Annotated in this window: 20 protein-coding genes; 11 read left to right on the top strand and 9 right to left on the bottom strand. The window is 37.3% G+C overall.

Annotated elements, in window-relative coordinates; translation table 11 throughout:
• Positions 1 to 40: 40 nt before the first annotated feature.
• Positions 41 to 670: a hypothetical protein gene (locus BLR60_RS03100; protein WP_090496614.1), complete on the bottom strand. Its 630-nt coding sequence runs from the start codon at positions 668 to 670 to the stop codon at positions 41 to 43.
• A 10-nt stretch (positions 671 to 680) separates the two neighbouring features.
• Positions 681 to 1,034 (bottom strand): response regulator, encoded by a 354-nt coding sequence (locus BLR60_RS03095; protein ID WP_244155578.1) that lies wholly within the window; start codon positions 1,032 to 1,034, stop codon positions 681 to 683.
• A gap of 448 nt (positions 1,035 to 1,482) precedes the next feature.
• On the opposite strand from BLR60_RS03095, the gene BLR60_RS03090 reads away from it, so the two are divergent.
• The 4 genes from BLR60_RS03090 to idi all read left to right on the top strand — a co-directional run bounded on the left by BLR60_RS03090 (position 1,483) and on the right by idi (position 4,214).
• Positions 1,483 to 1,758 carry a hypothetical protein gene (locus BLR60_RS03090; RefSeq protein WP_090496610.1) on the top strand — a complete coding sequence of 92 codons (276 nt, stop codon included), beginning with the start codon at positions 1,483 to 1,485 and terminating at the stop codon, positions 1,756 to 1,758.
• 189 nt (positions 1,759 to 1,947) lie between these two features.
• A complete protein-coding gene (locus BLR60_RS03085; RefSeq protein ID WP_244155575.1) occupies positions 1,948 to 2,844 on the top strand; it encodes a MerR family transcriptional regulator in 897 nt (298 codons plus the stop codon).
• The gene (locus BLR60_RS03080) at positions 2,841 to 3,677 is read left to right on the top strand and encodes a phytoene/squalene synthase family protein (protein WP_090496605.1); all 837 of its coding nucleotides are present in this window, start codon (positions 2,841 to 2,843) and stop codon (positions 3,675 to 3,677) included. Before BLR60_RS03085 ends, BLR60_RS03080 begins: the two co-directional genes overlap by 4 nt.
• Complete coding sequence (gene idi, locus BLR60_RS03075) at positions 3,678 to 4,214, top strand: isopentenyl-diphosphate Delta-isomerase (protein ID WP_090496603.1); 537 nt, start codon at positions 3,678 to 3,680, stop codon at positions 4,212 to 4,214.
• Positions 4,215 to 4,416: 202 nt separating this feature from the next.
• Here idi and BLR60_RS03070 read toward each other — a convergent pair whose 3' ends face one another.
• From BLR60_RS03070 to BLR60_RS03060, 3 genes are read right to left on the bottom strand one after another with little or no spacing between them, the layout of a single operon-like run.
• On the bottom strand, positions 4,417 to 5,154 hold the full coding sequence (locus BLR60_RS03070) for a DNA-formamidopyrimidine glycosylase family protein (RefSeq protein ID WP_090496600.1): 738 nt from the start codon (positions 5,152 to 5,154) through the stop codon (positions 4,417 to 4,419).
• A 1-nt stretch (position 5,155) separates the two neighbouring features.
• Positions 5,156 to 5,359 (bottom strand): KTSC domain-containing protein, encoded by a 204-nt coding sequence (locus tag BLR60_RS03065; RefSeq protein WP_090496598.1) that lies wholly within the window; start codon positions 5,357 to 5,359, stop codon positions 5,156 to 5,158.
• 44 nt (positions 5,360 to 5,403) lie between these two features.
• Positions 5,404 to 5,784, bottom strand: coding sequence for a hypothetical protein (locus tag BLR60_RS03060; protein ID WP_090496596.1), 381 nt, complete (start codon positions 5,782 to 5,784; stop codon positions 5,404 to 5,406).
• 112 nt (positions 5,785 to 5,896) lie between these two features.
• On the opposite strand from BLR60_RS03060, the gene BLR60_RS03055 reads away from it, so the two are divergent.
• The 4 genes from BLR60_RS03055 to BLR60_RS03040 all read left to right on the top strand — a co-directional run bounded on the left by BLR60_RS03055 (position 5,897) and on the right by BLR60_RS03040 (position 9,708).
• On the top strand, positions 5,897 to 6,085 hold the full coding sequence (locus BLR60_RS03055) for a hypothetical protein (RefSeq protein WP_090496593.1): 189 nt from the start codon (positions 5,897 to 5,899) through the stop codon (positions 6,083 to 6,085).
• 487 nt (positions 6,086 to 6,572) lie between these two features.
• On the top strand, positions 6,573 to 7,364 hold the full coding sequence (locus tag BLR60_RS03050) for a HipA family kinase (protein ID WP_090496726.1): 792 nt from the start codon (positions 6,573 to 6,575) through the stop codon (positions 7,362 to 7,364).
• Positions 7,342 to 7,725 (top strand): DUF3037 domain-containing protein, encoded by a 384-nt coding sequence (locus tag BLR60_RS03045; protein ID WP_090496591.1) that lies wholly within the window; start codon positions 7,342 to 7,344, stop codon positions 7,723 to 7,725. Before BLR60_RS03050 ends, BLR60_RS03045 begins: the two co-directional genes overlap by 23 nt.
• A gap of 69 nt (positions 7,726 to 7,794) precedes the next feature.
• A complete protein-coding gene (locus BLR60_RS03040; RefSeq protein ID WP_090496589.1) occupies positions 7,795 to 9,708 on the top strand; it encodes an AAA domain-containing protein in 1,914 nt (637 codons plus the stop codon).
• Position 9,709: 1 nt separating this feature from the next.
• Here the strand turns inward: BLR60_RS03040 and BLR60_RS03035 are convergent, their stop codons facing one another.
• A complete protein-coding gene (locus BLR60_RS03035) occupies positions 9,710 to 11,563 on the bottom strand; it encodes a DNA topoisomerase 3 (RefSeq protein WP_090496587.1) in 1,854 nt (617 codons plus the stop codon).
• A 201-nt stretch (positions 11,564 to 11,764) separates the two neighbouring features.
• On the opposite strand from BLR60_RS03035, the gene BLR60_RS03030 reads away from it, so the two are divergent.
• Positions 11,765 to 12,217: a hypothetical protein gene (locus tag BLR60_RS03030; RefSeq protein ID WP_090496585.1), complete on the top strand. Its 453-nt coding sequence runs from the start codon at positions 11,765 to 11,767 to the stop codon at positions 12,215 to 12,217.
• On the opposite strand, the gene BLR60_RS03025 is transcribed toward BLR60_RS03030, so the two are convergent.
• The 3 genes from BLR60_RS03025 to BLR60_RS03015 form a co-directional block, all read right to left on the bottom strand.
• Entirely contained in the window at positions 12,214 to 12,999 is a 786-nt protein-coding gene (locus BLR60_RS03025) for a murein L,D-transpeptidase catalytic domain family protein (protein WP_090496583.1), read from the bottom strand. The two genes, BLR60_RS03030 and BLR60_RS03025, sit on opposite strands and share 4 nt — an antisense overlap.
• 361 nt (positions 13,000 to 13,360) lie before the next feature.
• Positions 13,361 to 15,268 carry a DUF3857 domain-containing transglutaminase family protein gene (locus BLR60_RS03020; RefSeq protein WP_244155574.1) on the bottom strand — a complete coding sequence of 636 codons (1,908 nt, stop codon included), beginning with the start codon at positions 15,266 to 15,268 and terminating at the stop codon, positions 13,361 to 13,363.
• A 1-nt stretch (position 15,269) separates the two neighbouring features.
• Positions 15,270 to 17,243: a transglutaminase family protein gene (locus tag BLR60_RS03015; protein ID WP_090496580.1), complete on the bottom strand. Its 1,974-nt coding sequence runs from the start codon at positions 17,241 to 17,243 to the stop codon at positions 15,270 to 15,272.
• Positions 17,244 to 17,426: 183 nt separating this feature from the next.
• On the opposite strand from BLR60_RS03015, the gene BLR60_RS03010 reads away from it, so the two are divergent.
• A complete protein-coding gene (locus tag BLR60_RS03010) occupies positions 17,427 to 18,380 on the top strand; it encodes a 3'-5' exonuclease (RefSeq protein WP_090496578.1) in 954 nt (317 codons plus the stop codon).
• 87 nt (positions 18,381 to 18,467) lie between these two features.
• On the top strand, positions 18,468 to 20,327 hold the full coding sequence (locus tag BLR60_RS03005; RefSeq protein ID WP_090496576.1) for a M1 family metallopeptidase: 1,860 nt from the start codon (positions 18,468 to 18,470) through the stop codon (positions 20,325 to 20,327).
• Positions 20,328 to 20,495: the final 168 nt, after the last annotated feature.

The raw sequence follows: 20,495 nt of genomic DNA, 5'->3' as shown, positions 1-20,495 counted from the left end.
GTATTTAAACGTAACCGCTCCCATAATGGGTATGTAATGGCTATTTAAGTTTATTAAGCAGCTTACTTAAATTAGGTTTAATACCCACAGATATAGGCACCGTATTAAAAGTCCTGTTTTGAATTTTACTAAAACCATACATGTAACTGGCTTCAACAAACAAATTAGCGCCACCAATATTGTATTCAATACCGGCACCACCTTCGGCAATACCTAAACCATTAGATTTATTTTCCTGTATAACCTGTAAACTTGATGAATTAACCGCGACTTGAGGGGTAAGGATGAATCCTCCACCAGCACCTGCGAAACCATAAAACGCCCATTTGTTTACAATTTTACGATAACCTAATGCTACATTTAACAAATAGGTGGTAGCTCTTCCTTTTTGCAGGGTATAAGTATATCCTGCATCAGGCGTAATTTGGTTAAAAGTGAAAGCATGTAAACTTACTTTTGGATAAAGAAATAAACCGCCATCGCCCAAACCTAAATTTAAACCTAATGATGTTGAAAATTTGGGCTTGAAATAGTCTGACGTTTCGCCCATGGGGAATGCAAATCCAATTCCACTCATAGAGTAGAGTTTGTCGGGCCTTTTTTGTGCTATTATTTTGGTTGATGCCAGTATAAACAGCAGTAAAAGGGGGGTAAATAATTTTAGTTTCATATCTGATTTTTTAGTTTTCCATTAATGCACCTACTTTTCGGAGCAAATCTGCAATGTTGAAGGGCTTCTCCAAATAATCGTCTGGATGGTATTTTTGAGATGCGATGTAATTTTCATCATACCTCGCTGATGCCATGATAATGGGTATGCCTGCTGTTTCCGTATTCTGTCTCAACTCTTTAAACACAGCACGCCCATCCATTCCATTCAACATAATGTCCAGAATAATCAAATCGGGTCTAAAATCTTTAATGGTTTTAAAAATATACCTCGGCGAAAGTAATGGGTAAACTTTATAATGTTCAGTTTCTAATACTTCCTGGAAAACTTCTAATACATCTGGATCATCATCCACAACCAACACTCTTTTCAAAACAGATCAATCAATTATTAATAAATAGATTATCCTAATACAATGTTTTGGCAGTAATGTTTCGATTCTACGTCAAAATATAGAGAAGAAACTGCTAATAACTAGAAATGTTACGTTGGAGAGATTTTCCATGTAACAAATTGTTCTCTAAAAATTTGTAAAGCGTTCTATGCAGGTGTCTGAAACGGTATAGGGTATTTTACTGGTTAATATAGGGGATGATTATACCGCAATTAGTTTTAAACTTTACGTTTTCTATTTTAAAGGGATTCTTTTTATGATGCATATGTTTCACGAAAAAAACATCATAGCGTAGAAAACTATCAGAAAAAATACTTAATTAATTGAATAATAATATATTATAGTTTGGATACTATTGATTAATAGCCTAAATTTAATATGCAGAATAATTATACCTGATTATCTAAAACATATTCCCATGAAAAACAGCATCAGCACGACGAACAGATTAAATGTGTCCATTACAAAAAAGGTTATTGAACTTCAGGAACAGGGTTACGATTGCGATTTTCTCCTGCTGGCGAATGGTAGTTTGCTATGTATGCAAACCAACTTAAATTATCCGTTAAGCACGGTAGCAATTAATCAAAGAGAGCATGGCTACGATTTCTTAAGTCATTCTTACAAAAATGTGCACACTATAGAAACCGGTAATGGCGAAAGAGGAGTGTTGCTTACTGAAAAGATATTTTAATCTATTATTCCTTAGTCTTCCGGTCTTTGGGGGGTTATTCTATTATAAACATTTATTTTTCGTTCTGGCGTTTCAGCTTACCTGAGCAAATAAAACTGATGATTAAGCTAAATTCGTTGTACATTCCTAAAAAAAACTTTTCCTTCTTCTTTTTGTTTAACTTTTTATTAGATATATTTAAACAAAATAATGATGACTTACTCCATCGCAGATCTTGAGCAGCTTTCGGGCATCCATTCTCACACCATCAGGATCTGGGAGCAACGTTACCATGCGTTGAGTCCGTTGCGATCTCAGGGAAATACAAGGTTATATGATGATCAGCAGCTTAGAAAACTGTTAAATATTGTAAGTTTAAATAAAAGTGGGTTAAAAATTTCTAAAATCTGCAGCCTTTCTGATAGCGAAATTGATGAACTTCTCGATCAACAGTTTTATTATTCTTCTGAGGATAAGAATGATGATTATTACGTAGGTGAATTGATCAGATATGGACTGGCTTTTAATGAGCAATCTTTTAACCAGTTAATTGATAAGAGTATTGAGCAATTCGGTCTAGCTGACTGTTACCGGAAAATTATTTATCCATTGTTGTTACGCCTGGGATTAATGTGGAGAAAAGACGATATCTGCCCTGCACATGAGCATTTTTTATCCAATCTCATTCGCCAGAAAATATTTACCCATATCAATAATCTTCCCTTAGCAGCGCATTCTGGTCAGAAATGGCTGCTTTTTTTACCTGAAGACGAGGATCACGATATCGGGTTGCTTTTTGCCAGCTATATGCTGAGGATGCAACATCACCATGTTATTTTTCTAGGCAGCAAAGTCCCACTGGATTCGATTAAGCGCATATTTTCAACCTTAAAGGTAGACCATATTATGCTTTTTATGATCAAATCCCGACTGGTACCTGCAGCACAACATTACATAGACGAATTGTCTGAAATATGCTCAACCGCAAAAATTCATCTTGCTGGTAATAGTGACGTTATTGGTAAGCTGAACCATATCGATCACATCCACTGGATTGGCACGCTCGATGAATTTGAAAAAACTATAGAATCACCTCTTCATACATGAAAGAACTCTTTGATCAATTATCTGGCCATTGTAGCCGCCTTACCACTAAGTTATATAGCACCAGCTTTTCTTATGGTATTTATTTTCTCGGTAAAGAAATACGTCAACCCATACATGCTATTTACGGCTTTGTGCGTTTGGCAGATGAAATTGTAGATAGCTTCCATCAATATGACAAAAAATTTTTACTGGCAAAGTTTAAGGAAGATACTTTTGAGGCCATTAACCTCGGCATTAGCCTGAATCCTATTTTAAATTCATTTCAAAAGGTTGTTAATCAATACCAGATTAAGGAAGAATTGATTGTTCTTTTTCTGAGAAGCATGGAAATGGATCTTTCTACACAAGAATATACACCAGAACTTTATAACGATTACATTTTGGGCTCGGCTGAGGTAGTAGGATTGATGTGCTTAAAAGTTTTTACCCATGGAGGCGATGTAGATTACGAGTATCTGAAACCTTATGCCATGAAATTGGGATCTGCATTTCAAAAGGTTAATTTTTTAAGGGATGTTAAAGCCGATCACCAAACACTTAGCCGAAATTATTTTCCCAATGTTAATCTGGCCTTATTCTGCGATCGACAAAAAAGAGAAATAGAAAAAGAGATTGAGGACGAATTTGCTATGGCATTAACCGGTATTAAGCTGCTGCCGGCTACATCAAGAAACGGCGTATATTTGTCTTACATCTATTATAAAAAATTATTCACGAAAATAAAGCGTTTAAGCGCCGAAAAGATCATGACCGAACGGATCAGGATTTCGAATACCCATAAAGTGGGTTTGATGTTCGACTCGATTATCCGTAATAAGTTAAATGTAATTTAAATGGAAGAGCAAGTTATTCTGGTTGATGTGAATGATGTGCCGAAAGGGCAGATGGATAAAATGGAAGCACACGAAAAAGGTTTATTACACCGTGCCTTTTCTGTTTTTATTTTTAATTCTAAACGCGAATTGTTGCTGCAGCAAAGGGCGATGAGCAAGTATCATTCGAGAGGCTTATGGACGAATACCTGTTGTAGCCATCCTCGGATCGGTGAAAGTAATACCCATGCCGCTACAAGAAGGTTGATGGAAGAAATGGGTATGGATTGTGAATTAAACTTTCTGTTTAAATTTACCTATAAGGCATCATTTGAAAACGGCTTAACTGAACATGAAATAGACCACGTTTATTTTGGTATGAGTGATGAATTTCCGGTTATCAACAAAGAAGAAGTGGAGTCTTTTAAATATGTAGATTTAGATACTCTGAAAAAGGATATCGCGGTGAATCCAAGTGCCTATACACCATGGTTAAGAATCTGTTTGGATGAGGTAATCGCACACGCATCAACAGCCAAACAAAAAACGGGCATATAGCCTAAGCCATATACCCGTATCTAAATTAACGCTCTCGGGTACAAATATAGGGCTAGTTTATAAAAATCCAAATATTTTATTTGAATAAAACATCTCTTTTACTTTAAGATTATAGTTAGTGCAACCATTATATAGGTTAAACTATTAGTAGTTAGTTATTTATAGTTAATTACTTAATACTTCATTCCGAGACATTTTCATTTCATTTAACAGTTTTCTGGCATTTCTCGCAAAAATAAGTCTGGCGGTGTGTTTTGCCCAGCTCCCTTTTGTCTATTTTATGCTGGAGAGGGCATTCTTTTTTGCTATATACTTCCCAATGTTTACTTAAGGTATTGTCCTTTTTCCATTTCAAAAAATCGAAACTATAATTCCTGGCTTCCTTAACCAATGCCTTCAATTTTGCAGGTGGTAAATCCTCAATTTTGTTTAAGGGATGTATACGGGTACGATATAAAACTTCATTTTTAATAATGTTGCCCACTCCACTAAAAATTTGCTGATCAAGTAATACGTCGCAAACCAGTGCATTTGGTTTTTCTTTTAACTTTTTAATCGCCGCACTGCTACTCCACTCGTCAGCCATCACATCGTTTTCCCAGCTATAATGTTCCTTAACATTTCCTTCCAATAGGTCTACTTTGCAGGTGTAGAAATTTAATTCATCTTTTTTAAAGATAAGTCCCAGTTTTACGGGTGTTTTTTTTCGTCCATTAATTAGATAGCTGCCAAACAGCATAAAATGGATCCGGACAGTGAAATCGTTAAAACAGATCAGAAAATGTTTTCCCCAGCTCTTAAAACCTTCAACCTTTTGATGGAGCAATCTATCCTTATCAAAATTTTTTGCATTACCTGTAACTTCAAGCACCTCTGGCTTACCCAGATGGAGTTCCCTGATTAAATCTTTTAATATTACGATTGACGGACCTTCGGGCATATTATTCTTCCTCTGTTTTCTGGAATTTAAATTTATCCTTAATGTTGCTGTTAAAATATCGCCCTTTTGATCCGGATGCTTTTAACATCTTATAAACCTTTACGGGAACATTTTGGTACAGATAAACCATGTTGGTTACAAAAATGATTTTTAATGTTTTTGTAGCTTCATCATAACTGAAATATTTGATTACTGATGATGGCATAAAAGCAGATTATCTTTATAGAACAGCAACCATTACGATTGGTTTCAATCATTTTTAAGTGCTGATTCTTCTTTCTGAACTTTGATTTTTTCTTTTTTCAGATCAATACGGATAATGTTATATAAACTCATGTAAACATTGGCTACCCATACTATCGAAAAAAAGGAAATGATATAGCCGCGCCAGTCTGGATAAATTAAAGTGAATTTGGTAATAAAAAGCAAAATCAGCGTTACGTAGTGACTAAAGCAGTATTCGCATGTAAACACATAAAAAAACTTCCTTTTTACCAACTTATTGCAGTTTTTAGAACGGTCTACACAAAATTCACGTGCTTCTCTGAAGATCTCTTCCTTGGTAACTGTCCAGGCGATACAGGCTACGGGCAAGGCCATAAAAAAAAGGTAATAAAGGTGTGTTTCCATCGTAATTGAATTGGGGTATCAATACAACCTTAATCCCTTGAAAATGTTTATTAACCAATAAACATTTTAAGTATATTTATGTTAACTAAACTATAGCTAATTCATTAATGTTATGGAAAGATCAGAAATCATATCTCTACTTGAGGTAATCAATCAACAGGTGAGTTCTTCGGTTTTAGGCGGGATGGAAGAGGAGTATGAAGAATTAGAAAGCATGGGCCTGATTAAAATTAACCGCGAATCGGTGCAATGGTCAGCTGCGATAACGCCTGCAGGCATTGCCTATCTGGGGCACGATTAATATGGGTTACAATAATTAGATGACTGAGCTTTGCACACCTATTAGTAGTTATCCATATATAAAAAGATTTAATTATGAAGAGTTGAATTAAAGGCCCTTTGGTTTTTCAAGAAATCGTCATTGCGAGAAGGTTTTTTCAACCGGCGAACCAATCTTAATTGAATGTATGTCAGGCAGGAAATATCGCCTGTCTGTTGCAGGCAGGCTTTGTCTTTACTCCACGCAATGGCGACATTATTTAGTTATTATCGCCAATGGCAAGTATAATTATAGCTTAAAATAAGATTCCTTAATTTAATAGAAACCGTTATAGATTCACAGATTACCTTTCTATTCTTCTTATAATATCTAAAAGAATATTAATCATTATATTCAATCAAAATCTTTCCGGCTAAACTTTGACCAATTTATTGTTGTAAATCTGCTAAATTTGCATCAAGTTTAGAATTGCGCCTGAATAAATAAAATGGCTATTCTATCTTCAAATATGAACGATTTACAACTGAGAACGGTAAATGTAACCAGATACGTTACGCCTTTGCGCGAAGGTGGCTCTATGCCCGCCATTGCAGAGGCTGATGATAACTTTTTATATGTACTGAAATTTAGAGGAGCAGGACAGGGCACCCGGGCTTTAATTGCCGAATTGATTGGCGGAGAAATTGCCCGCTACCTGGGATTGCGCGTACCTGAACTGGTTTTTGCCAATTTGGATGAAGCTTTTGGGAGAACAGAGCCCGACGAAGAAATTCAGGACTTGCTAAAAGCCAGTGTAGGGTTAAATTTGGCATTACACTATTTATCGGGAGCAATTACATTCGATCCAACAGTAACTACTGTGGATGCCAAACTCGCCTCGCAAATTGTATGGCTTGATTGTTTTTTAACCAATATGGACCGCACCTGCCGCAATACCAATATGCTGCTGTGGCATAAAGAACTTTGGTTAATAGACCATGGTGCTGCATTGTATTTTCACCATACCTGGCAAAATTGGGAAGAACAGGCCATTAAACCTTTCTCTTTGGTGAAAGACCATGTATTATTGCCATGGGCCTCTGAATTGGAAATCGTAAATGAAGAATTTAGTAAATTACTTAATCCTGAAAAGATAGCCGCGGTAATTGACCTGATTCCTGATGACTGGCTGGAAGGGGAAACGAACTTTGAGAGCAAAGCAGCCCATCGCAATGCCTATAAACATTTCCTTTCGACCAGGTTAGCGCATTCTACTATATTTTTAAATGAAGCACAGCATGCAAGGGAAATTCTTATTTGAGTACGCTGTCATCCGCGTGATGCCAAGGGTAGAACGCGAGGAATTTATGAATGTGGGCATCATTTTATTTTGTGCCCGGCAAAAGTTTTTGAGAAGTATTTTTGCGCTGGATGAGAAAAGAATAAAGGCTTTTTCTGCAGAAATAGATCTAAATGAACTACAAGAAAATTTATGTGCTTTTGAAAGAATAAGTACGGCTGCAGCAGGATCAGGTCCCATTGGCCAATATGACCAGGCTTCGCGTTTTAGATGGCTTACGGCCACCAGAAGTACTGTAGTGCAATGCTCAAAAGTGCATCCCGGCTTTTGTGATGATGCCGAGGAGACTTTACTAAGGTTACACCAGGAGCTGGTTCTATAATAAGCAGTTTAAAATTTGCAGTTTTCCGTTATCAAGCAATATAGCAATTAACCCATTAACCCCTTATCCTTGCCAAAAGAATATTTTAAAAAGCTTCAGGATCTGCTTGATACCGAGCGGAACGAAGATTTACAATCATACTTAAAACTTACTGAAAACACCTCGGCTGCCGATAGGAGGGCTTTGGGTTTAACATGGTATCCTATTGCCATCAGAAATACTGAAATAGGCCGCGGCGATTATTTAACGGTAGAGCTGGAAAGGACTACTCATCAGGAATTTTCTCATCAGTTCCGTTTTGGTGCTGCTGTGGTGTTATTTTCCAATCATGATGCCAAGGAAGATCGGCTGGAGGGAATTATCAATCATCAGAGTGGTAGCAGGATGAAAATCAGTTTTCGCGTAGATGAGTTGCCAGATTGGACAAGAGATGGTAAACTTGGTGTAGATTTACTTTTTGATAATAACAGCTACGACGAGATGCAACATGCACTTAAGCAAGCTTCAAATTTAGCCGAAAATGAATCAGAAAATAAACTGATCCGCATTTTAACCGCGGGCGAAAAGCCATCCTTTCGTGGAGAGGAGAAATTTATTATTCCCAATACGCTGAATGACTCGCAGCAATTGGCGGTAAATAAAATTATCGCAGCAGATCATCTGGCCGTAGTTCATGGTCCGCCAGGTACCGGAAAAACAACGACTTTGGTGCATGCTATAAAATCATTGATTAAACATAGCGACCAAAAAATTCTGGTGGTAGCACCAAGTAATACCGCTGTTGATTTACTGACGGAAAAGTTAGCCGCCGAAGGACTAAAAGTAATCCGTGTGGGTAATCCTGCAAGAGTTTCGGAAAAGTTATTGGCAGCTACGCTTGATCATCAAATGGCCGATCATCCGGAGATGAGAACCATTAAAGCTTTAAAAAAACAGGCCAGTGAGTATAAAAACATGGCCCACAAATACAAGCGGAGTTTTGGCAAAGCAGAACGCGAACAACGCAAGGCCTTGTTTGATGAAGCACATAAAATTGGAAAAGAAGTAGAAAAAACGGAGCAGTACATTATAGATAATCTGTTTGGCAAAGCACAGATTATCACCGCCACTTTAGTAGGGGCTAACCATTATACCGTTCGGAATTTAAAGTATAATACCATTGTGATTGATGAGGCTGGCCAGGCTTTGGAACCAGCATGCTGGATACCGATATTGAAGGCGCAGAAAGTGATATTGGCTGGCGACCATTTCCAGCTCTCGCCAACCATCAAATCGAATGAGGCTGCCAGGAATGGCTTAAGTAATACTTTATTAGAAAAGGCAGTACATCTTCATCCAGAATCTGTTGTGTTGTTAAATGAACAGTATAGGATGAACACCGCTATTATGGGTTACTCATCTCAGGTATTTTATAAAAATGCTTTAACAGCCCATCAATCTGTTGCAGATCGTTTATTATTTACTGGTGATGAACCGATCCAGTTTATTGATACGGCAGGCTGTAGTTACGATGAGAAATTAGACGGAACAAGCACCATCAATCCTGAGGAAGCATCATTTTTGGTTAAACATTTAACGCATTTGGTTACTGGTTTAGCAAATCAAATCTCAGTGGAAAGTTTTCCATCAGTTGCGATTGTTTCTCCATATAAACAGCAGGTTCAGCTATTAAATGCCCTGGTTCAGGAAAATGATTTTTTGATTCCATATCGCAATAAAATTGCGGTAAATACCATTGATAGCTTTCAGGGACAGGAACGGGATGTAGTTTATATTAGCTTAACGAGGAGTAACAGCGATGGAATTATAGGCTTTTTATCGGATACAAGAAGAATGAATGTGGCAATGACCAGGGCAAGGAAAAAGCTGGTGGTGATTGGCGATAGTGCTACCTTATCGAAATCAAGCTTTTATGCTGAATTTATCCGCTACACAGAAGAACTAAATGCCTACCATAGTGCCTGGGAATTTATGGACCTGTAGGCTAAACCTTTTCCAGTTTCTTTTTTTCTTCGAGCTTGCCGGATATACTAGCACCTGCAATTAACAATTCGTGTGTGATGGTTTTGGTATATTCCGTAATTTCGGATTTAAAATCTTTTACTGATGAACCGGAACGGATTTCTTCCAGTCTTTTTTCCCACTGACCCGTAAGTTCAGCCTGGGCAATCTGTTTGTCTTTCACTACTTCGTAAACAGCCAAACCTTTATTGGTGGGCACAAGATTCCTTTTTTCCCTGGTTATATATTCTCTGGTAATTAAAGTTTCTATGATAGATGCCCGTGTTGCCGGTGTGCCCAAACCACTATCTTTCATGGCATAACGTAATTCCTCATCTTCAATCTCTTTACCACAAGTTTCGAGCGCTTTTAATAATGAAGCTTCGTTATACATGGGCTTAGGCTTGGTTTGCTTTTCTAAAAGGGATTTTTCGGTAATCGGCAATTGTTCACCCACAGCAACCTTTGGCAACGCAGCATTGTCTTCGTCCTTTTTATCATCCTCAGGGTCGTTAAAAACTGCACGCCAGCCTGCAGAACGGATTACTGTTCCATTGGCGACAAAGGTAACGCCTGATTGAATGGTTATTTTGGTTAACTCCTTTATACATTCCTGGTGAAATGCCTCCATCATACGTCCAACAACCATATCGTATACGGCTTGTTTATCCGTACTCAATCCGTAAGCCTGTTCGCCAGTTGGTAAAACGGCATGGTGATCGGTTACTTTTTTAGCATTAACACTTCGCTTATTTAAAGAAATGGTTTGCAGGAATTGTGCCTGTTTTCCAAAATCCGCATGCTCGGTGAATTTTGCAATCAGATCCGGAACGCCAGCAAAAACATCATCGCCAATATAGCGCGATCCGGTACGGGGGTAAGAAACCAATTTACTCTCGTAAAGGTTCTGTAGAATATTAAGGGTTTGATCGGCAGTATATCCTTTTTTCTTGTTGGCTTCCTGCTGCAAACTACTCAGATCATGTAATAGCGGAGGTGGTTCTTTTCTTGGTTTGGCTTCTACGGCAGTAATGTTTCCACCCATTGGAAAGCCAGAGGCCACGTCTTCTACCAGCGCAAACAACTTTTCTACCTCTTCTTTTTCCTTATAGTTCGAGGTTGATATGGCTTTAAAAACCTGTTCATCTTTAGCCAGTAAAATGCTGATCTGATAATAGGTTTGAGGAACGAAGTTTTTAATCTCTAAAAAGCGTGCACAGATCATCGCCAGGGTAGGCGTTTGTACCCGTCCTAAAGATAGAACTGTTCTATTGCCGGCAGAAATACTCAGTGCCTGTGTAGCGTTCATTCCCACCAGCCAGTCAGACTCTGAGCGGCAATGGGCCGAATTAAATAAAGTATCGTAGTCTGTTCCCGGTTTTAAATTCCTGAACCCGTCTTTTATGGCCTCATCTGTTTGTGAGGAGATCCAGAGCCGTTTGAAAGGTTTTTTACATTTCAGGTAATAATAAATATACCGGAAAATCAATTCACCCTCACGCCCCGCATCCGTTGCCACTATGATTTCACTGGCCTCATCAAAAAGTTTTTTGATGGTGTCTAATTGTTTCCGTACCGCCGGATCTTCTACAAAACCATCTTTTGTTTTAATTTTTCTAACGGCTAGTTTAAACTTTTGCGGAAGCATGGGTAAATGTTGCTTCCTCCAACCAATAAAACCATAATCCTGAGGAGGTGCCAATTGTAATAAATGCCCGAATGCCCAGGTAAAAGAATATCCTTTACCTTCAATGTATCCATCTTTTCTGGTGGTTGCGCCAAAAACTTTAGCAAGTTCGCGACCAACAGAAGGCTTTTCTGCAATTACAATCTTCATGAATGGGCTTGTCTTTTCAAACACAAAGATGATTAAAATATCGGCAATAGCTTTAAAAAATTACTCACAATACCTTCTGATGCATCTTTTGGTAAACAATTATCAGATAACTTTGTCCATCATTTAGATCGGCAGTTTTTATATCGGATTGATTAACAATTCAGTAATATCTCCGTCTAATCACTGCAATTATTTTGATGAATGGATAAAATTTACGAACTGAAAGGAAATAAAATTACAGTTGGGCTAGAGCCAAAGTTAATCCGTGTGTACAGTGATGCACAGCTTTGGGCTTATCTGGAAGGAACAGCAGCTGTTAGGTTAAAACGGTTTGAGCTTTTGGTAAACGCGATCAAGGCTGATTATGAGCAGCATTTTAACCAGGCGCTCGCTATTTCTAATGCCTCGCTCATTGTAGAAATTCTGGTACATGTATACTGTGATTATTTGGGTTTGCACTTCAACCGTATTATAAAGATAAAATGGATTCAGGCTTTGGTTAAAAAACTGCTTAAGCGTGCCGAAGTTGTAGATTGTGGAGAGAAATCGGTTGACAGCAACCGTTGGGTATGGGATTTGCTGGCAGGCAGCCAATCACTTTTCATTAGCATTTTGCCAAAAAAACTAAACGCAAAAAATATTAAACATCATTAATCCATTTTGGATGCAAAAACCTGCAGCTGGTTTAAAGCTACACTTGCTGCGAGCGTTTCGTTTAAGAAAGAAGAGTAATATACCTGTTCGGAGTTATTGATAAAAAGCACTGTTCGATCTGAAATGGTGTTAATGACCTGATCTGCCAGTTTAGCCGGAACAGCAGGGCAGCCCTGGCTTCTGCCCAATCTACCCAATTCATCTATACTTTTCTGGCTCACATAACTTGCGCCATGAACCACGATTGATCTTTCTCTGGCATTGCTGTTAAAGCCTTGATCCATGCCATCTAACTTAAGCGAACGGCCATGTTTGCCATAATAAATTTCGCCAGTTAAATAAAAGCCTAAACTGCTCTGGTTTGAGTTGATATTATTTGAGAATGATGAAGGTTTATCGCCACCGCTGTTTTGTCCATGTGCCACCCAGGTATTTAAAATTAACTTCTTACTGGCCAAATCGATAATGTACAGGCGTTTTTTGGTGCTTTCCTGATCGAAATCAGCAATGGTTAAAATCGATTTGGCATGTAATAAACCGGAATACTTCAGGTTATAAAATCCGGTTAATGCCTTTTCGAAAACCTGTTCATTCAATCCCGCAGAATCTAAATGAATTTCGTGGTAAATATTGATAATGAACTGATTGTACAGACTGTCTGCCGCTATATTTTTAATGGCATCTTGTTGTGTTTGGAGACGATCTTTCGCTTTCCAACTTGTTCCGACAATGCTCATACCCACTAAAAAAATCGTAGCAATGCCCAGGATGTAATTCTTCATTCAGTTTGGTTTAATTTGATCTAGTTTTTTTTAAACGATAGTGATGTCTAAATATTGCTCACATTTCACTTGTATTTCTAAAAATACATGATGTTTTACTAAATCGTTATCTTTTAGATGAAAAATTGTATAGCTTTTAGGAATGAAAAAATCGATTTAGTATTGAAGTATTTCTTTTTACATCGGTGGCAGACTGAAATATTATCTTTTTACTTAAATCTATTTACTTATTTTTGTCGCATAAAGTAAATAAAAATGCCAAACAGCGACAATAATTATTCCTTCTGGACCAAATACAAGAAATTTGCCACCACAGAAATTTTGATGTACCTGATTATGATTATCGGTATTGGTTTAGGGATTATTTTTTTAAGCTAAGGGCTAATTTTAAATAGTCTGCTGCATTTACGTCGTTTATAAATTTCGAAAATTCAGCATATTTTTCTGCGGGGAATGTTCCATCGTTTAAAATAAATTTCCGATAGTAGGTTAATTTATTTCCTTCTATACTTGCTTTGCAGGCATATTCGCCAAATGCACTTTTAAAAGTTTTATTTTGCCCAATAATTAATTCCGAATTTACATTATCAGGCAGGGTGTAAATAATGGTGTCCTCATCTGTATAACCACGGTTGATGTAAACAGGGAGTGTTCTGTTTTTTATTTCCGGGATCGAACGTTTTACGTTAAAAGCATTAAGCTGTAAAAACATTTTATTCCCGTTCACTGGTGCATAACTTCTGATATTGACGGTTATATCCTCCATGAGTTTAGGGTTGATGTCTTTACGTTGAGCGAACGAAACCGTTTCAAAATCTATATTATCAATATTATAAGTCTCTTTTAATAACTTATGTTGCGCTGTTATCGGTTTACCAATCAGTGTTTCCTGCTTTTCATACTGTGAGCCAGCATAAAGCGTACTCATCTTGCCAGAGATACTTCCGTCTGGTTGAATCTTTAACTCAGCCTTACGTGTCTGTAAGTTTTCAGCAGTAGTTAGTTTTGGTGTATGCAATAATTTTCCACCTTCTTCGGTACAGGCCAGCACCAGTCTGTCATCTGTGAAATCGCTCAAAAAACCAAATGGGATTTTTTGGCTGGTACATTCCAGCCACGTGGTATCGCCCTTTAACGGCATACACAGGATGATATGATTACCTTGATCCATACTGGCATATGTTGGATCCATGCTTTTCTTTTCAGAGCCAGCAGATACCACACAATAATAAGAAGCTATATTGGCAGCATTAAGCAAACTTTGCATGTAATTGACCAAAGCTTTGCAATCGCCATAACCCAATCGGTCTACTTCGCTTGCGGCAATGGGCTGAAAACCACCAATGCCAATCTGAACGCTGATGTACCTTGTTTTATCTTGTAAATACTGGTAAATTTTGCGGGCCTTATCTTTTTCTGTTTTTTCGTTTTTTACCAGATCTTTAATCATCTCAATCGTAGCAGGAGGCAAGGCTTTGCGTTCAGCCAATAAGTCGTCGTAAATCCACTTGCCAAGTTCCTTCCAATTGGTATAACTGCCTTTATGATTATAATAGTAGAAAGTTTGTGGCGCAATCTGTATGTTGGTGGTGTAAGTTTCGCGTGCCGGACTGTAGGATTCAGGTCTTGCAGCCAGTATGTTATTCACTGTCCAAATCGTCTTTTTCTGCTTTTCAGCCATTATAACTTCCGGTGTTCCGTTATAATTTTTGGCTTTAATTCTTACCTGATCTGTTGGCTTGCAGATAAAGGTGTAAGTACTTTTTTCTACCGAAACATCGTCTGACGGTTTAGGTGTCCAATCAGGAATAATTAAGTTTTGTTTATTTCTAACTTCATAATTGTAAACCAGCGTGTAAGGATATTCATTTATTGATGGTAAATAGTGTTTAACACGGCTATCAATAAAAAGTGAAAACCCATCTGCGGCACTCATGTCTAAGAAATCATTTTGGGAAAATTTTTGGGTCAGTTTCCCTACACTATTGTAAATCTCTCCCTTAATGCTTTTAATCGAAATGTTTTTATCGTAATAGATAACCAAACGGGCTTCATCTTCACCATTTTGGTTAAAAACGGTAATGGCTTTTTTGACATTAAGTATTACGTTATCGGGAGAGCGCATGTCGACAGTTGTTTCCTCTTTACGGATACAGGCATTGGCGCGGTTACGGAGGTTTGATGGAATTAAATCAACATCATAGTTGTCTTGAGCAAAGCCTGCAACTGATACTAGAAACAAGGAGAGGCAGGCGAATAAGGATCTCATTTTAATTTGCCTTTTTTAATAAAAACTCAGTTTTTTGATTCTGGATGATTTTGCTGTAAAATTCCTTTAAATAGAGGTATTCATACGGCTGATAAATAGCATTGTTAAACTGTAAAATCTGACTCATTGAAATGGTGTTTTCTTCCATCTTTGTCTGTAATAGATATTTTCCTCCGGCGTTTGGCAAAGCAATAGCCATATCTTTCGGTTTTTCCAGCAATTGGTATTTTTCTGGTAAAACTACATTAACAGTGATGCGCTCATCAGATGCTGCGCCCAAATCAACAGGGTAGGTGCGTTCGTTTAAATTAAATGGGTTTTTCGAAATGGTATTGATAAAAAACGGGCTAAAATAAAATTGATCTTTGTTTGAACCATCGTTTATGGTAAACTCTACTTCATATTTCTCTATCAAAGAATTTTCAACGCTATCCAGGTTCGAAATTTGATGATCCAGTATTTTTATTCTGGTTAAACGCTCATCGAGTTTCTCTACATACTCATCCGGAGAATTGTATTTAAGTATTTCTTTACGCTTTCCATATGCCGCATAACCCATGGTATAGGTATTTAAAGTACCAATAATTTTTCCATCAGTCGTCATCTTTCCAGTCATTACATAATTGGTGGTAGATCTCTGGCTGGCAGTTAGATCGATCCAGTAAGATGGTTTTTTCAAATTGATTACCCTTCCCTGGTCGTTTATGCAGCGTAGCGGCAGTAAACCAAAAGGCAATAATGGTTCTGTAGCATCTAATAAATAACTCTTATCTGCAATATTTACTTTGGCAATCAGGTAATTAAAATCGCTCATTACCGGATAAAGTTTGTTTACCGTTCCATTATCACGCGTAGAAAGGATCACGGCTTCTGCATCTAAACCGGCGGCAGAAAGTGCTGCAATTAAACTCAGATTAATATCAGCTACGTTGCCCGATCTATTTTCCAGTGCCCTTTTGATGTTATCTTCTGCGTATTTTCCATAGTAATTATTCCACTTGATCTGTTTTTTGATATAATTATAAATGGCTTTTGCTTTGTCTAAATCTGTCAGACTTCCTTTTGTGATCTCTGGAATGAAGTCTTTAAAAACATCTTTCCGTTTCATCTGATCGCCCAGTGTTTTATAAGACGACAGCTCATAATCAATATCTTTCCAGGTTTTGGTGTAGGAAGTTTTACTGCCGTTTAAATTCTGAACATCAGAAAGTTCAAAATAAATGGCTGATTTGAAGTTGCTGGGCGCGGTCATATTATCTTCCTCAATAAATGCCGGGATATTTTTCATCATGTAATTGATTTTTGAACAATCAATTGGTACGCCCGATAGCCTTAAACATTCTTTGCTCAGTTCAACTTTTTGATCCGTCAATTTTTGAAAACCGCGTAGGGATACATTGTAATTATAAATACCCGGAATGAAAACCAGATACTCGCTAATTATCTTTGGAATATTGCTTTGAAACTCCCACGTTCTGAAATTAAATAAGTTGGGGGATTTTAACCTATAACTATATTCAATAACGGCGCCCTCTTTAAGGTTTGGGAGTGTAAACTTGGTGAGTCTGGTATATTTTGACCTGTTTTCAGTGAACACAGCCTTTTTATCCATAATGGTTTCTACAAAGTTATTGTCTACATAATTAAATGTAGAAGCTTTTAATTCACTGATCGTTTCTTCGCGGGATTCATCTTTATAGGTTGGAATTACAACATTAGCCTCTTTAAAGCCCTCTTTATTATAGATTTTAATTTTTACATGGTGTTCAAAAATCAGTTCCAAACTTCCTGTAATATCATCTCTTTGTATAGATGCGGTGCCGAATTCTTTTAAAACGATCGCATTAGCATTACTATCTAATTTCTTTCTGTCGAATTCATAATCATCATAAGTAATTGATCCGAATTTAAAATCTTGAGCATGAATGGTTAACGATAAAAATAGAAGTGATAACAGGGCTAATGTCTTGTTCATCTGAGCGTATATAAATTTTCGCAATTTAATCTTAGCAACCAATATTCTAAAATAATTTGACAATTAAATTTATAAATTAATAAGGCCGTTTTACCGAACTAATGAAACCTTTTTAGCACTTTTGAAAAAAAGAATTTGACATTCCGATTCAAATCTAATGTCGCCAATCTCACATCTTAAGAAATGAAATTAAATTTAAAGCGCCCCTTAGCATTTTTCGATTTAGAAGCTACCGGAGTTAATGTTGGAGCTGACAGAATCGTTGAAATAGCGGTTTTAAAAGCTATGCCAGATGGTTCTGAACTTGTTAAAACCTGGCGCGTAAATCCGGAAATGCCAATTCCTCTGCAAACGTCATTAATACATGGTATTTATGATGAAGACATTGCTAACGAGCCTACCTTTAAAACTTTAGCAGCAGAAATTGCTGAATTTATTGGTGATAGTGACCTGGCAGGATACAATTCGAATAAATTTGACATCCCAATGCTTTTGGAAGAATTTTTAAGGGCTGAAGTGGATTTCGACATGAGCAACCGCAAATTTGTTGATGTACAGAATATATTTCACCAAATGGAGCAACGTACCCTAAAGGCAGCGTATAAATTCTATTGTCAGGAAGATTTAATTAATGCACATGCTGCAGAGGCTGATGTAATTGCTACTTATAAAGTTTTACTCGGCCAGTTGGAAATGTATAAAGAAACTGAGTTTGAGAGTAAACAAGGTGTAAAGAGCATTCCGGTTGTAAATGATGTGGACGCACTGCATATCTTTACCAATATAAATAAACCTGTAGATTTTGCCGGTCGTTTGGTTTACAATGATACTGATGAGGTATGTTTTAACTTTGGCAAGCACAAAGGGAAAACTACTGCGCAGGTATTTTCGGTAGAGCCGAGTTATTATGCCTGGATGAAAAATGGCGACTTCCCATTATACACAAAGAAGAAATTAGATGAGGAGTGGGCAAATTTCAATGCAAAGAAAAATGAAAACAGACCGGCACGACCTCAGCATAACACACCTGCAAATAAACCTCAATATCAACAGAAACCTCAGCCGAAGCCAGAAAAGCCCGCTCAACCAATCAATTCGGATATGTTAGAGCAGTTAAAAATGAAGTTTGGCAAGTAATAGTTGACTGGTGAACCGGTTAATTGTTTAAAATGTTTAATTGACGTTAAACGCTATGCGCATTGCACTTAGCCCTAAGCTCAAAAAATGAAATCTATAAAAATATTTAGCCTGTTATTTTGCGCTGTAATTTATGCAAGTGCACAAACTACACTACCGATAGAACCGGTTTTTCAGAAGGCCTATCAAAAAGAAACCAGAAATGCAAATGGTAAACCCGGGAAGAATTATTGGCAAAACACGTCTAAATACGATCTGAATGTAGATTTTAATCCTGCCAGCAGATTGTTAAAGGGAAAAGTTCAGGTAACATACACCAATAACAGCCCGGATACTTTGAAGGAAATCTGGTTTAAGTTATATCCAAATTTATATAAAAAGGGTACGCCACGAAAATCGAAAATGGCAGCCTCTGACCTGGGTGATGGTGTGGCTATAGAAAAATTAGCAGCGAACGGAAAATCAGTTACTGATTTTAAAATTAATGGAACAAATATGACTGTTAATGTTCCTGCGATTTTACCAGGCAAAACCATTAATTTTTCTATTGATTATAGTTATACTTTAAATAAAGGATCACATGTGCGTACAGGACAGGTGGATGAAGGCTCGTACTTTGTAGCTTACTGTTTTCCGCGTATTGCTGTTTACGATGATATTGATGGCTGGAATAAGTTCCCATATACAGGTGCCGAAGAATTTTACAACGATTTTGATCAGTTTAATGCTTCCATTAAAGTACCAGGTGGTTACGGCGTTTGGGCAACTGGTGATTTGAAAAACCCTTCGGAGGTATTCCAGAAAGATATTGTTTCCAGGATGTTAACTGCAGAAAAAAATGATGCTGTAATTGATGTAATCACCGTTGCAGATTTAGCCAATAAAAAAGTAACGCAACCTAAAGCTTCTAATACTTTTAAATTTGAAGCTAAAAATGTGACCGATTTTGTTTTTGCTTTGAGTGATCATTATTTATGGAAATCAAGCAGTTTGGTGGTTGATCCTAAAACAAAAAGAAGAACAAGGGTAGATGCGGTATTTAACCCAAAGCATAAAGATTATTATGAAGTAATAGATTTTGCCCGTAAAACGGTAGAAGCCATGAGTTATACTTTTCCGAAATGGCCTTTTCCGTACAACCATGAAACAATATTTGATGGTTTAGATCAGATGGAATACCCTATGATGGTTAATGATAATCCGGTTGATAATCGTACGGATGCCATAACCTTAACAGATCATGAGATTTTTCATACCATGTTCCCATTTTATATGGGTATAAATGAGACCAAATATGGTTGGATGGATGAAGGTTGGGCAACTATTGGTGAGTGGCTCATATCACCAATGATTGATTCTACCATTGTGGATGAATATGGTGTACAGCCAACCGCTTCGTCTTCTGGCGGGAAGGATGATACGCCTATAATGACCTTAACACCTGACTTGAAAGGATCAGGATCTTTCACCAATTCTTATCCAAAACCGGGTTTGGCTTATTTATATGTTAAGGATTATCTTGGCGATGAATTGTTTACGAAAGCTTTACACACCTACATCCAAAACTGGAATGGCAAACATCCGATGCCATACGATTTCTTTAACAGCATAAATGCGGGCAGCGGGAAAAATTTAAACTGGTTTTGGAAAGCTTGGTTTTTTGAAGATGGGGTGACCGATCTAGCTATAAAAGCAGTAGATAAAGCTTCAGGTGGATATACTATAAGTGTTGAAAATAAAAGTGTTAAGCCTTTGCCTATTGATTTGACGCTAACCTTTGAAGACGGTACGATAGAAAAAAATCACAGTACGATTGGCGTATGGGAAAAAGGCGATCGACAGGTTAAAATAAATATAACAACTAATAAAAAGTTATCTAAAGTCGTGATGGGGAACCCGCACACACCGGATAAGGTTAAAAGTGATAACAGCTTTCCTGTGAAATAGATGAACTTTATGATAGTCAGGTTATTCCAAGCCACTGTTTGGTTAAGTTTTACCTGCTTAGCTGTGTTATAACATTAAGGTATGGTTACCTTGAAATGTTTCTAGAATACAAACCTAATTTCGGTTATTTTTAAATATGTTATCTTTTATACTGCTAGGGTCGTCATG

It is taken from the genome of Pedobacter terrae, from assembly GCF_900100705.1.
GTDB lineage: Bacteria > Bacteroidota > Bacteroidia > Sphingobacteriales > Sphingobacteriaceae > Pedobacter > Pedobacter terrae.
The sequence above is the reverse complement of the archived record's forward strand: the minus strand, read 5'-3'. Positions and strand labels throughout refer to the sequence as shown.